Genomic DNA, 12293 nt, shown 5'->3' on the forward strand with positions numbered 1-12293 from the left:
TGGGGCAGTTTCTTGTTCAGGTTACTTGCCCCAAACCGCAATCATCTGCGGAAGATCAGATTATACGTCATTGAAGATCATATCGGTAAACCTGCCTGCCGCATCGACTTGCTCCACAAGTGCCTTGGCAAGGTTTTGCGAGTTTTCGGGCAATTAGCTTTGAACACGGGCGTCATCTTTTTTGGTATATGACAACATTTGTAGTTAGGATGCCGTTTGCTGAAGCGTAAGCTGGGGAATGCTTTTCATTTGACTGTTCCGACAGTCGCTGTGTTAGAGATGAGGCCATTGGCTTCATGGCATTACGCTTCCCAACCCCTCCGATACCAGAACGAACAGGACAAAGCCGCCGATGAAGGCCAAAGGTGAGATGTGGGTATCTTCTCCGCTTCCGTGAGCCTCGGATATCATGTCCTCGATGGCAGCGATCGTGAGAAGGCCTGCCGTGAACGTCAATGCCGCTAGTTTAAGCGCTTCTGATTGGTTCCTGAGCACGAAGTAAGCGAAGACGGTCGCCGAGAGTACAGGAATTGCAAAGGAGGCAGAGATCAACAGGCGTTTGCTGCGGGAAATCCCTTTGTCTTTCATGTTGGCGATCGTCGCGAACCCTTCAGGAACGTCCGCGAGGACTTGTCCTGTCGCAAGAACTATTGCAACCGACGGCGAGACTGCCGACCCTGCTCCGATCAGAAGACCATCACTGAACAGGTCAATGGACACTGCGATATAGATCATCCAGACACTTGTCTGACTGTTGTCTTCCTGCTTGCCTCGTCGCGTGTAGAGAGACTCCACGAACTTCTCGATACCTGTGTAGGCGATACCACCCAATGCAAAAGCAACGGCTATTACCCAGCCTGAAAGGTTATCTAGTGCACGTGGCATGATTTCAACAGCCACTACAGCAATTACAAGGCCAGCGGCCCCATGAAGAGCGTAGTTGAGATGGCGTCCTGTGACTCGAGATACCTCCGCGGCAAGACCACCACTAAAGTTCCCCAAGGCGGGAAATAGCGCTAGACCGAGGACCAGCCAGATACTATCCATCATCCTTCTCCCTTTATTAATTCCTGGGAGCGCCAATTTGAAACCGCAATCTTTCGCTACTCGTTGTTGTTCCGGTCTGACTTGGATGTTAAGGATTGTAACGATAGATAGCGAAACACAACCTTATCCATTTGTCCGGCTCACATCGATTTTCATTGCCAAAGCCAAACTCATACCATCAGCAAATGAGATAAGACAGTTGCTGCCAGATCGCTATCATCTCCGCGAAATCAGACTCTAAATTGGAGTGACTGCCGGAGACATTGATAATGGTTAGGGCGTTGCTATTCTTCTGATCTGGAAACGGTTCTTTCTGGCAAACCGTTCGGGCGTCCATATCACTTCGTCACAGTCACAGTACCTGTCTGATTTTGGGAACGGCTATGTCCCTTGACTCGTGAAAATCGATAACGCCAGCGAAAATTCCATCGGCGTCATAGACGAAAACACCTGCGGTATGATTCATCGTATAGCCGTTTTCTGTTGGAACTCGTTCGTATTTGGCCCGAAAAGCCCTTGCCGCTTTATCGATTTCATCAAGAGGACCGGTATAACCTTTGATGGAGGGATGGAAATTACGAACATATTCGGCCATTGCCTGAACGGTATCTCGTTGAGGATCGACCGTGATGAAAACCGCATGCAACCGCGAGGCATCCTCTCCGAGTTGTTCGAGCCAGCGAGTTATGTCGGATAAGGTCGTCGGGCAAATATCGGGGCAATATGTGAACCCGAAAAACACGAGTGTGGGGCTACCGATCCAATCTTCCGGGCCGACTTTCCTGCCGGAATGGTCTGTCAGTTGAAAATCCATCTCAGAAAAGGGAAGAGGCAAAGCGCTGATGCGTGTTTGACGCTGAGGGGCAGCTGGTCCATCCACCCGCCACCATCCCGTCAGCAAAGTTGCTACGAGCATGCTGACCGCTCCAGCAGCAGTCCAAACCATCTTACGCCTTGAGACAGGCATCGTTTACTCCTCTAATATGGCGTTAAAATGGGTTCTGTTTTCCAGCCTAACTGGAGTTTTTACGTGCAACATCCGTTCTTTTTCCAAGGTCGGGTAAGAGCAAGCACAATGCCCCGATCGTAATGAAAACATCTGCGCTATTGAAAACGGGCCAATGGTATTGACCAACGTAAAGATTAAGAAAGTCTGTCACTGCATCGTCATAGAGACGGTCTATGAGATTCCCTATGGCGCCGCCAATGATCAAAGTGATGCCGATGATCTCGTTCATCCGTTGCGCCCGCCAGAGCCAAATAATCAGGACACCGACGATTCCAATCGCCAGGCCAGATAGAACGATGGGGCCCCAACGACCAAGGTCATCAAGAAGACCGAAACTGACACCTCGGTTGAAGACGAGGACGAGATCGAAGAAGGGCAGGAGAGGAATACGGTGCGGCGGATCCATGATGATCGTCTCTACGGCCCACTTTATCGTCAGATCCACTACCGATAAAAAGGCGGCTCCCGCCAAGGAAAAGACGAATACAGGCAACTGCAACGGATATTTGCGGTTCTTATCCATTGCCTCATCCCTCTTCCAGGATATAGGACTCATCCTGTGCTGTATTTTTCGGAGCTTTGATTTTCAGATCCTGCAACAATCGTTTAGCGGTCCGCCGGAACCGTGCAAGCTCGTCATCTGTCAGTATCTGTCGTGAGGATAGCTCAACGGTCATCGGATTTACCTGCTTACCGTCTTGCATAACCTCGTAGTGCAAGTTAGGACCGCTGACCAGGCCGGTTGCGCCGACATATCCTATGACTTCGCCTTGCCGAACACGGCGCCCCTGCTCAACGTTGTCCTTGTACTTGCTGAGATGAGCGTAAGCTGTGGAGTATCTGTTATCATGCCGGATACTGATATATTTCCCAAAACTTCCTTTGCGTTTCAGCTGGGTAACAATACCATCTCCTGCTGCGAGCACCGGCGTCCCCCGCGGGGCAGCAAAGTCTAGACCTTTGTGCATCCGTGTGTAACCGAGCACAGGATGTTCTCGCTGGCCAAACAGCGATGAAAGTTGTCCACCATCAACCGGGGTCTTTATCAGGTTCGTTTGAACGCTGTTACCTTTAGCATCGAAGAAGCCGGTAAAGCCTTCTCTGGTTTTATATCGGAAGTAGCTCAGTTTACGGTCGGCGAGGGTAACAGAGACGTAACTTAGCTTCCCGGGATGAGCTTGCTCATAATCGCCATCATCAAATCTTTCATAGCCCAGCGCGAAGCGATCACCTTCGCGAATATCGCGTTGAAAATCGACGGCCAGCCCCATAACATCATATAATTGCAACAGAATAGACTGTGGTACTTCTTGTTTGCGTACTGCTTCGTAAAGACTGGTATCCACCACGCCTGAAACAGATATCAATCTGGCGGAATGTTTGATTTGTTGGGTTTGTGCATCAAAACTATTGGAACTGGTGCGCTGGACAAAAATCAGACGATCTGTCTCGGGTAGCAGAGTCAAATTTTCGAGGCGGCGTTCTTTCGCTTTTTCGGAGACTATACTGACAATCAAATCCAGTCTTTGCCCCACCTTTAGCGTACGGAGGTCAATCAATCCCTTCAGCCTGTTTATAGCCGCATATGCTTCGCTAGTGGGAATGCCGGCTTCGGTCAGCACGCCCAGCAGCGTATCCCCGGGGGCCAGAACCAGAGGTATGGTCATTTTGGTCGCCTCTTGCCGGATGGATGTCTGTTCTGGACTTGTATCTTCCCGCTGGGCATGATCAGTATCAAGGAACGCTGCGGCGGATGCCGACACATTCTGTTCTTTGATGTCCGGGTTTCGGGAAAAAGGCCACTCCAAAAGCATTATGATTGCCGTGATCCCCATAACTCCAAAACCGGTTAGACCATATACTTGAGTAGGCATCATTCCTCAGGCCCTGAAGCACCCAGACTGTAGATTGGAACCGACACGTTTACCCGGCCTGCCTTCTCGAAAATCAAGGTCATTGGAAACCGTTCACCTTCTACCAACGCTCTTTGCAACCCAATGAGCATTATATGCAACCCTCCAGGAGCCAGTTTAACAGCATCCTTCGCGGGTATTTCCACCGGACCAGCTGGCGACATTGTGGAAACGTTATCATTGGTCTTTATCTCATGAACTTCCGGCATGCTGGAAATTTCGGTTTCAATGCCGGTCAATACGTCGGCTGATGATCCTTCGTTTCTGATCGTGATATAAGCAGCTGATGGGCGAGATGTACCAATAGAAGCGCGGGCCCAAGGTGCTTCAACAACCAGATCTCCACCCCTAACAGACTCAGCAGTCGCCGGAAATGCAAACAGAAGGAATAACAATGACGAAAGAGTGTTGAATAAAACTCGAGACATAGTGAACCTCATAATCTCTGTTGGACGTCTGCTGCAATTTTTTCCGGAGACGTTCCGTAGCTGTAAGTACGGACAAATACACCTTCTGGCGAAATCAAATATACTGCGGAAGTGTGACCCATGGTGTAGCCATCCGGAGCAGTTTCCTGTGGCAGCTTCTCGAAAAAAGCCTTGAAAGATTTAGCCGTCGCCGTGACTTCAGTCTCGGTCCCGGTTAACCCCACGATGGACGGATGAAAAGCAGAGACGTATTCTGCCATTGTTTCTACCCGGTCTCGTTCAGGATCAATTGAAATAAACAACGGTTGGGTCTTTTGGGCGTCCGGGCCAAGCAGGTCCATCAATTGTGCAAGTTCACCAAGTGTCGTCGGACAGATATCCGGGCAGTTGGTAAACCCGAAAAAAACCAGAAGCCATTTGCCACGATAAGTTTGCTCCGTGACGGCATTTCCCTGGTGATCGGTTAGCGAAAATTCCGGACGAAGTGTGTCCGTGTTTTGCGATAACTCACTCACAAAACGTTGATTGCTACCCTGCGATGTGTACAGCCAGAGAAAGGCTGCCGATGCAACGACGACAGCTCCCCAAAGGGTAAGGCGTACAGTTTTCAATTTTTTTCCACCTCTGCCTTGACCAAATCATTCAGTTGTTGAGCACCGAACTCTGTCAGCGGCTTCCCGTTCACGAAGAATGTTGGCGTCTTGTTCACGCCGACTGCGCTGACATCCATCGCATCCATGTTCATCGTTCCCACAATATCGGGCATTTTCGCATCCGATTTTGCTTTTGGGATATCAAGACCTGTGCCATCCAGAACTGTCCACGCGCTATCCGCAGGTCTTCCATGGGGCGCCCATCGAGGTTGAGTTTCCATGAGGCGTTCAAGAACCGGTTCAAATTTACCCTGCAACCGAGCGGCTTCAAGAATACGAACGGCTTCCTCCGATGTTGGGTGAAACGCCGCATATCGAAGTATCAGGCGCACCTTGTCAGGATACGTCGACATGATTTCCTTGACGACGGGATAAAATGCCCGGCACGCTTCGCAGGCAGGGTCAAAAAATTCGACAATGGTAACTGGCGCGTCATCAGGGCCCAGCATAGGAGCGTGCGGTCGCACAAGTGGCGCGCTGTTTGCGTCCGAAGGTAAAGGGGGCGACAGGTTGTCACTGACAGGTTGATAAAACATCGCGCCGACGGCAAAAGCACCAAGAGCGACGACGGCAGTACCTGCTACAAAGGTTCGGCGGTTCATGTCGAGGCCTTTCTGAATGGAATGGTGAGCAAAAGAATAATTGCGGCAAAGGCAGCGACCGAAAGAAACGGTAACGGCAAAGCTCCGAACAAGGTCTGCTCATTTCCGGTACAGGACGGTCCTCCTCGTGAACAGGGTTGCACCGTCTCAGGTATAATTCCCAAAAACAAAAGACTGTGCCACAGAGCTACAAGGCCTCCAATCACTGCTATCGGCAATGCATAACGGCGAACTGCGTTGTCAGACAGGTAGGCAGCAATACCTAGTATAATGGTGAGGGGAAACATTGCGATGCGCTGGTACCAGCACAGAACACACGGTGTCCGTCCCATGATCTCGCCAAGGAATAGCGCGACAAGAGTAGATACAAGCGCGACTAACCAAGCCATATAGAGAGCGTTTTTTTGTGTTTGCACGGTAGGCATCTGATCATTTGTCCTAGTCGGCAGAATCAGTTTCAACGGAATATCGGCTTTCGCGAACTGCCTGCGTAATAATCTGCAACGCTGACCAAAGGAAAATCCTGGTCGTTACGCCAGCGACGACCAAGTCCGGCCATGCGGTGCCTGTAACAAAGACGCCGCTGGCTGCTAACAAAACGGCAACATTTCCAATAGCGTCGCGGAAACCTTCTGACGCACCCTAGAATTTTGGTTCGTTATCATCGCAGCTGGCAGATATGATTGTCTCAAAACTCTTTGATACATTCCCAATTCTCACGAAAGGTACTATCTCTAGTAGCTATAGGTTCAAGGAGAAAATAAGAATGATGAACTTGCTCACAATCGGCCGCGCGGCTGAAGCCGTCGGTTGCAAGGTGCAAACAATTCGGTATTACGAGCAGATTGGCCTTTTGCCATCTCCATCCCGATCCGGAGGCAATCAACGACTGTATGACGAAGAAGCAATCAGACGGCTTAGTTTCATTCGTCATGCGCGAGAGCTTGGCTTCCCATTGCAAACCATTCGGGATTTGATAAGCCTTGCTGACAATCCCGAATACTCGTGCGAGGCAGCGGATGCGATAGCAAAAAAACAGTTGGAGGATGTTGATCGGCGTCTAAAACGACTTCAGGCGCTTCGACGCGAGCTTGAGCGTATGGTGGAGCAATGCAAAGGAGGGCGGATTGCAAATTGCCGAGTGATAGAGACGCTTGGCGATCATACTCTGTGCGAAGCCAAGAATCATGACATACCTAAAGTTTGACCATGACAATTCCTTGCAAAATCACTCTTTGCGATGTCGCTATTGATTGATACAGGCTGTAAGAAGTTCTGCAGCTATTCCCTTATTGATTGGTGTGATATGACATTCGTTTTCATTAGCGAGGTTAGGTGTCAGTAATAGGAGCGTTTTCCGGTCTAATCGTCAGTGGCACATAATGTGATTTCACGGCGATGATTTCGATCTGGCGGTTATTAATCTGATCTCGTTCGCAGATAAAGTGGCTTTGGCACACGTGATAAAATCACTTAATCTGAACCAGAAATGCGCGATGAGTGCGAGTTTGGCCGCCGATAAGTGCAATCCTCTACATGTAGCCGTGCATCGCCAGCACCAAAGTCGGCGATGCCCCCTAATAAAATGAGGGCGCCACTCAACGGATGGTTAAATATCGAAGACCAGGGCAATTTTCGGGCCGTGTGTCATTTCTGGGCCCAGTGCTTCGAGATATCGCAGCAGCAGAAAATAGGAAAATCAACACATTACAAGTCTCAAATATTCTTCCATTTTGTTGGTTTCTGCATCTCGGAGATGCTCGAACCAACAAAATGGAGGTTAAAGGAGGCCATATCTGCGAAGATTGTCGTGCTCCGGCGTAAACGCTGAGCCAAGACATGCTCAAACGCCGCACTCAGCATTGAGGTACTCCCGGACGGCAAGCAGACCTTCCAATCCCCCACGTTTCATAACATTCAGGGCACTCTCTCCATCGAAGCTGGCGTTGGGCTTCTTGACCCAAGCATACCCGCGAGCCGCATCGACAAACAAATGACGTAACCCTGCATGGATACCCATCAAAACAGCCATCCGCATCTGGGTATCCTGCTCGATTTCGCTCGTATCACCGCCCTTCAGAAGGTCCCACCCTTTTTCCGATATCCCGCCAAGAATAGTGCGCGCCTCAGCATCTGAGATGCACCAGTGAGCGAACAGATTTACTGTCGCCCTTGCAAGTGCTGCGGCTTCTGCTTCAGTGAACCTAGCCTGCCCCAAACAGGCATCAACGTTATCAAGCGGGTCAAATTCCACTTCTTCTCTCCAGCTAAAATAAGTGCTTCATACTTGGAAAACTTCTACCACCTGACTGGCCCCTCTGCGCCCGAACGAACCAACGCCACAATGGCATATTGAAACACTCTGTTTGTTACACCTGAATTGTGTCCTTGTTTTTGGGCCGTATTCTTCTGGTTGATATTACCTAACAAAAACCTTTGTCGCACTTTTATGCCTGAAAACAGCGCCCCAAATTACCCTTCTCTCTATGTTAGTGCGACAAACCTAATCGGGGTGTTAGTATGCGGAGAAACTTGTGTAGCAGTTGTATAGCAATTGAATATCCCATCTCCAATTGGTGTCGAATTCCTCTCCAATTGGTGTCGATTAACTATACAATTCCTATACAACTGCTACACAATTCCTACACAATTCCTACACAGTTCCTCTCCATCTTTTCATCAATCTACCAACTCCCGGATCAACTATTCTCACTAAGTCACATCAAGTCTGCCAGAGACGTTAAGTCATTGGTGTTGCCGTCGTATATTGAATGCCATCTTTTGTCGCATGTGAGACGGATACACTGGCTTTAGTCAACCGAACACAACACCATGACCAAAGCCCGAACTCTCGCTAAAGATGCTACTATTGAGAAGTATGGGATGTGTCAAAAGCCCAATTGGGTGCACTAGAGATAGAGAGACACCACAACTTATAGAGAGACACCACAACTTGGCGACTACCCCCTTGTGCGCGATGTGTTGAAGATAACAAAACACCGACGGTCAGATAAAAATGGACGAACGAGATCGCGAAGAACAATTATTAGAGCGATGCGCAAAGGTTGGACTGGGTACCGCTTCGCGCGCCTCCCCTTCGTCGCCAATGGAAGCCAATGCCTTCCGTGTGGCCAGCATGATCCTCAGATCAAAGTTTCCCAACGAAGCCGATCGTCTACTAGTGGCATCGCAGAATTATTTTGACATCAATCCGGATGAATTGGTGGAGACCGCAGAGGCTTTACGTCGAAACTGGGTGCCAGGCCTGCCACGGTTCCGAGATTTCCTGTCTGTAAAATTCACTCAGGGAACCCGGTAAATGATAGCGCCCCCAGATCAAGCACACTGTTAATGCGTTGATCTCCCTTATTTGGACTTCGTCCCTTATTTGGAATGGCTTGGTTAGTAATGGTAACGGGCTTGGGCGATAAAAATTGCGTCGTCCGTGTGCTTATAAACCAGTCGATCCGCTTGACTGATCCGCCGTGACCAATATCCCGACCAGTTGTGACGCAAAGGTTCCGGCTTTCCGGTTCCTTTGTAGGGCGTTCGTTTAATCTCTTTGATGAGTTCGTTGATCCGCTTGACCATCTTCTTGTCGGTGTTTTGCCAGTAGATATAGTCCTGCCAAGCGTCTTCGCTCCAGACCAGCTTCATTCTTCGGCTAGCGGTCGCTCAATGCCGTTCCCTGTTTCGAGTTCGGCAATTGACCGATTGAGACGATAGGCGTTCGCGGGACTTGAAAGCAGATACATAGTTTCCTGCATGGAATCGTAATCCGCCTTGCTGATTATAACTACGTCATCACCTGATTTCTGCGTGACATGGAAAGGGGTGTGATCTGTGTTGACTGTCTTCATTAAATCCGCAAACGACTGTCTGGCGCGACTATAGGGCACAACTTGCACAATACATCTCCTGTTAAGTAGCTTGCCTTGCTTGTACAATATTCAGTACAATTGTGCAATAAATTGTTTGGAAGGAAATTCGTCCCTTATTTGGAATGATTAAATCGGTCGTTCCAAGATAGTGATGGTTGCTAGCTCTGTTTGAAGCATCCAGTCACAGGTTACATTACATCTCGCTCGCGTGATTGCTTCAATTGAACGCATATCTTCCAGCAAATCTCGCGAGAAAATGGGTTCATGGTGCGCTATTCGGTTTCGTAAACTTCGTATGTTTTCTATTCGATCATGCAAGTACAACCTTCCGAGCTTGATCTCCTTTTGTCTGGTTCGAGCAGGAAAGGTTGGTAGGTTTGGGAAGATTGAATGCAGCTGTGAGTTCCAGATACGACCGTCGTGTCTGCCTGTCAGCATTGTCTCCCAAAATACAAACTTTAGCTCCGGGATTACTTTGCCTGTTGTTTGATATCGAGCGGATGTGTTTTCTATATCTCGTCGTGGGCTGTAGACACCTCTACCAGATGGATTGGGGAGGCTTCGACGGAAAGCGCCGTCCCACGGCCAATTTTGACCGTACATGACCTCAAGTGCTTCAGATACAGCATTTCGAAGAGACACCTCACAGATATGCAAAGGTGCGAGCAATGCTGCGGAAACGTTGGCATTCCAAGCATATAGATCAAGCGCACTGCATGTGGTATGCACTACTGCGTCATCAAACGTTCCCATCCTGCTAGCGGACAGTGTTTTATAGAGCGCCGCTATGTGCGCTATTGACAATGCCGTCATTAACCCCTACGTATCTGTCAGATGCTGCCGGTAACGTTTGGCGTAAGCCTCCCCCGGCAGATATTAGAGAATAGGCAAGCCCGCTTCGCAAGAGGCGGGTTTTTGTCGTTCTGACTACTTTGCTATGTATCCATCCCTTAGTTGGAATGCTTAGTACAACCTTCATCTGATTCACGCTAAACACCCTAAAGCGATTTCTATCTAAAAATACGCTGGATCAAGGTGCCCTCTTCGTGAGGCGCGGTGACAATCCAATTTGTTTTGACCATTGATCACTGCAAATAAGATTCTGCAGGTGGTCAGCTGCATCTATTATCCCAAATGAGCGATACATCATCTCATCATAATCTTGCTCAGATGCGTTCCCCACCGTGCGACTAAGAGTATTTAGCTGGGACAATAATTCACTCGTGAAAATATCATTTTGAACACTCATAATCCCTTGGATTTCGAAAGCTAGTCGCTCTGAACGAATCTCTGAGGGTAATCTATCTATTTCGGCAAGAATGTCAGAACTCAGTTCCATTAACTGAGCTGTGGTAAGGGGATCTGCCATATTACTTCTCCCTTATTTGGAATCTGTTCGCTGATCTTCCTGAACGGTTTTGCGCTTTCCCGTCTCGATCAACATCCAACGTGACAACCCGTACTCTTTTACATCGGATCCATCGGATTTCGCTGGATATTGCTCTGTTTATGGATATCCACCAGGTCAATGCTAGAGAAATCCATTTGACCTTTCTCAATGCTATCTTGTCGCGGCGGCTTCGCAGACACATCATTTAACGACGGATAACGTGGAACAGTCTCTGCTCCTTTTCCAAGTGCCCGTTTGGCCAATATAATCAGAGCAAAGAGCAGCACAGCTGCCGCGGCCATAATCAACAGTCCAAGGTTTGTCGCACTCATGTTGTTCCCTATACTCCCTTATTTGGAAAGCCATTTCATATCGAGCTGCTCAGAGATTGCGGATCGCAAGATTGATCTTGTCCCGCTCTATCTGCCAGTTCTCGTCAACGTACTGCAGCCATCTTTCGATGACGCCATGATCTACTCTCTGGCAGATGAAATTGACTTTTGGCTCGTCATAGAATGTTTCCACACCTTCCTTAGGTGTGACGTCGAGCGCTTCCTTAATGAAACCAATTAGCCCGTACTTCGAGCCATCACTCCAAAAAACCGGTCCACCACTCATACCGCTAAGGCTAACAACGGTGGGGAGTTCCGAAAGCTCACTATGAAACTGTGCTTGGTCACTGCTCCCCGATGATTGAAGGCCTTCAGCTACGGCATAGACGCATGGCAGTGCCAATCTTTGCCTACCATCTTGATCCTTAAAGTCATGCTTTTCGACAGTAGGAAAGCCTATCGCCAAGGCATGTGAGATAGGCCAACTCGCATCATCTTGTGATCTTACTTCGAATGCAGCCTTCCCAATATGGGCTGGAAGTCTGTTGTCGACGGGGCAAATTGCGATGTCAGGTACAGGGTGCGGATACTGTGCTGGTGGAGTTATGAATGGACCTAGAATGGCGACGCCAGGGCTTTGAATGCATGAGTAGCCCTCAAACTGACGACCATCCTGCGTCGCCAAATTGTTGAACGTCTGAATTACATGCCGAGCCGTCACAGCATACGTCTTGTTGTTATGTTCAATGAAGGAAACCGTAGCCGTTTCAGATTTAGCTTCCGGCACCAACAGCCGTTCTAAACCCTGGAATTTCAACCTAGCGATTGTTGCAGCATGTTGTGCTGCATTCTTCAGCTCGTCACTCATCGGATAATCTATGCTTGGCTCCTCATTCTTCTTTTCGTTTGCCGCACTTGGTAAATTTAAAACACCGCCATTCGGTGCTTCATCATTGTCATCTCGGCTTGTCATTTGTTTTGTCCCTTATTTGGAACTGTTGATTGGAATTTGCTGGACCGACATTTCAAGTATTTCAC

Annotated in this window: 16 protein-coding genes; 2 read left to right on the forward strand and 14 right to left on the reverse strand. The window is 48.9% G+C overall.

Annotated features, from left to right (window positions below; genetic code table 11):
- Positions 1-294: 294 nt before the first annotated feature.
- From AUQ43_RS12470 to AUQ43_RS12505, 8 genes are all read right to left on the reverse strand, one after another.
- A complete protein-coding gene (locus AUQ43_RS12470; protein WP_197482553.1) occupies positions 295-1050 on the reverse strand; it encodes a ZIP family metal transporter in 756 nt (251 codons plus the stop codon).
- Between the two features lie 349 nt (positions 1051-1399).
- The gene (locus AUQ43_RS12475; RefSeq protein ID WP_231959657.1) at positions 1400-1963 is read right to left on the reverse strand and encodes an SCO family protein; all 564 of its coding nucleotides are present in this window, start codon (positions 1961-1963) and stop codon (positions 1400-1402) included.
- A gap of 97 nt (positions 1964-2060) precedes the next feature.
- On the reverse strand, positions 2061-2579 hold the full coding sequence (lspA, locus tag AUQ43_RS12480) for a signal peptidase II (protein ID WP_158586145.1): 519 nt from the start codon (positions 2577-2579) through the stop codon (positions 2061-2063).
- Positions 2580-2583: 4 nt separating this feature from the next.
- On the reverse strand, positions 2584-3933 hold the full coding sequence (locus AUQ43_RS12485; RefSeq protein WP_062956588.1) for a M23 family metallopeptidase: 1350 nt from the start codon (positions 3931-3933) through the stop codon (positions 2584-2586).
- Entirely contained in the window at positions 3930-4397 is a 468-nt protein-coding gene (locus AUQ43_RS12490; protein WP_062957281.1) for a copper chaperone PCu(A)C, read from the reverse strand. Before AUQ43_RS12490 ends, AUQ43_RS12485 begins: the two co-directional genes overlap by 4 nt.
- A gap of 8 nt (positions 4398-4405) precedes the next feature.
- Positions 4406-5008, reverse strand: coding sequence for an SCO family protein (locus AUQ43_RS12495; RefSeq protein ID WP_062956589.1), 603 nt, complete (start codon positions 5006-5008; stop codon positions 4406-4408).
- Positions 5005-5652: a thioredoxin domain-containing protein gene (locus AUQ43_RS12500; RefSeq protein WP_062956590.1), complete on the reverse strand. Its 648-nt coding sequence runs from the start codon at positions 5650-5652 to the stop codon at positions 5005-5007. Before AUQ43_RS12500 ends, AUQ43_RS12495 begins: the two co-directional genes overlap by 4 nt.
- On the reverse strand, positions 5649-6077 hold the full coding sequence (locus AUQ43_RS12505; protein ID WP_062956591.1) for a disulfide bond formation protein B: 429 nt from the start codon (positions 6075-6077) through the stop codon (positions 5649-5651). The genes AUQ43_RS12500 and AUQ43_RS12505 overlap by 4 nt, the downstream gene beginning before the upstream one ends.
- A 350-nt stretch (positions 6078-6427) precedes the next feature.
- Between AUQ43_RS12505 and AUQ43_RS12510 the strand changes: the two genes are divergently transcribed.
- Entirely contained in the window at positions 6428-6859 is a 432-nt protein-coding gene (locus tag AUQ43_RS12510) for a helix-turn-helix domain-containing protein (RefSeq protein WP_062957282.1), read from the forward strand.
- A 636-nt stretch (positions 6860-7495) separates the two neighbouring features.
- Here the strand turns inward: AUQ43_RS12510 and AUQ43_RS12520 are convergent.
- Complete coding sequence (locus tag AUQ43_RS12520) at positions 7496-7906, reverse strand: MbcA/ParS/Xre antitoxin family protein (protein WP_062956593.1); 411 nt, start codon at positions 7904-7906, stop codon at positions 7496-7498.
- A gap of 762 nt (positions 7907-8668) precedes the next feature.
- Here AUQ43_RS12520 and AUQ43_RS12525 point away from each other — a divergent pair.
- Positions 8669-8971, forward strand: a complete 303-nt coding sequence (locus AUQ43_RS12525) for a hypothetical protein (RefSeq protein WP_147250428.1) — start codon at positions 8669-8671, stop codon at positions 8969-8971.
- 83 nt (positions 8972-9054) lie between these two features.
- Here AUQ43_RS12525 and AUQ43_RS12530 read toward each other — a convergent pair whose 3' ends face one another.
- The 5 genes from AUQ43_RS12530 to AUQ43_RS12550 form a co-directional block, all read right to left on the reverse strand.
- Complete coding sequence (locus AUQ43_RS12530) at positions 9055-9309, reverse strand: Txe/YoeB family addiction module toxin (protein ID WP_062956595.1); 255 nt, start codon at positions 9307-9309, stop codon at positions 9055-9057.
- Positions 9306-9560 (reverse strand): type II toxin-antitoxin system Phd/YefM family antitoxin, encoded by a 255-nt coding sequence (locus AUQ43_RS12535; protein ID WP_114129782.1) that lies wholly within the window; start codon positions 9558-9560, stop codon positions 9306-9308. Before AUQ43_RS12535 ends, AUQ43_RS12530 begins: the two co-directional genes overlap by 4 nt.
- 1003 nt (positions 9561-10563) lie before the next feature.
- Complete coding sequence (locus AUQ43_RS12540; protein WP_062956596.1) at positions 10564-10902, reverse strand: hypothetical protein; 339 nt, start codon at positions 10900-10902, stop codon at positions 10564-10566.
- A 98-nt stretch (positions 10903-11000) separates the two neighbouring features.
- Entirely contained in the window at positions 11001-11255 is a 255-nt protein-coding gene (locus AUQ43_RS12545) for a hypothetical protein (RefSeq protein ID WP_062956597.1), read from the reverse strand.
- A gap of 49 nt (positions 11256-11304) precedes the next feature.
- Positions 11305-12228: a hypothetical protein gene (locus AUQ43_RS12550; RefSeq protein WP_062956598.1), complete on the reverse strand. Its 924-nt coding sequence runs from the start codon at positions 12226-12228 to the stop codon at positions 11305-11307.
- Between the last annotated feature and the right edge of the window lie 65 nt (positions 12229-12293).

Origin of the sequence: Thalassospira sp. MCCC 1A01148, from assembly GCF_001613795.1 — a bacterium.
Classification (GTDB): Bacteria; Pseudomonadota; Alphaproteobacteria; order Rhodospirillales; family Thalassospiraceae; genus Thalassospira.

Excerpts from the sequence above, each read along its gene's own strand:
- AUQ43_RS12470 (WP_197482553.1), bottom strand. The coding sequence starts at position 1,050 with ATGATGGATAGTATCTGGCTGGTCCTCGGTCTAGCGCTATTTCCCGCC.
- AUQ43_RS12475 (WP_231959657.1), bottom strand. The coding sequence starts at position 1,963 with ATGCTCGTAGCAACTTTGCTGACGGGATGGTGGCGGGTGGATGGACCA.
- lspA (WP_158586145.1), bottom strand. The coding sequence starts at position 2,579 with ATGGATAAGAACCGCAAATATCCGTTGCAGTTGCCTGTATTCGTCTTT.
- AUQ43_RS12485 (WP_062956588.1), bottom strand. The coding sequence starts at position 3,933 with ATGATGCCTACTCAAGTATATGGTCTAACCGGTTTTGGAGTTATGGGG.
- AUQ43_RS12490 (WP_062957281.1), bottom strand. The coding sequence starts at position 4,397 with ATGTCTCGAGTTTTATTCAACACTCTTTCGTCATTGTTATTCCTTCTG.
- AUQ43_RS12500 (WP_062956590.1), bottom strand. The coding sequence starts at position 5,652 with ATGAACCGCCGAACCTTTGTAGCAGGTACTGCCGTCGTCGCTCTTGGT.
- AUQ43_RS12505 (WP_062956591.1), bottom strand. The coding sequence starts at position 6,077 with ATGCCTACCGTGCAAACACAAAAAAACGCTCTCTATATGGCTTGGTTA.
- AUQ43_RS12525 (WP_147250428.1), top strand. The coding sequence starts at position 8,669 with ATGGACGAACGAGATCGCGAAGAACAATTATTAGAGCGATGCGCAAAG.
- AUQ43_RS12530 (WP_062956595.1), bottom strand. The coding sequence starts at position 9,309 with ATGAAGCTGGTCTGGAGCGAAGACGCTTGGCAGGACTATATCTACTGG.
- AUQ43_RS12540 (WP_062956596.1), bottom strand. The coding sequence starts at position 10,902 with ATGGCAGATCCCCTTACCACAGCTCAGTTAATGGAACTGAGTTCTGAC.
- AUQ43_RS12545 (WP_062956597.1), bottom strand. The coding sequence starts at position 11,255 with ATGAGTGCGACAAACCTTGGACTGTTGATTATGGCCGCGGCAGCTGTG.
- AUQ43_RS12550 (WP_062956598.1), bottom strand. The coding sequence starts at position 12,228 with ATGACAAGCCGAGATGACAATGATGAAGCACCGAATGGCGGTGTTTTA.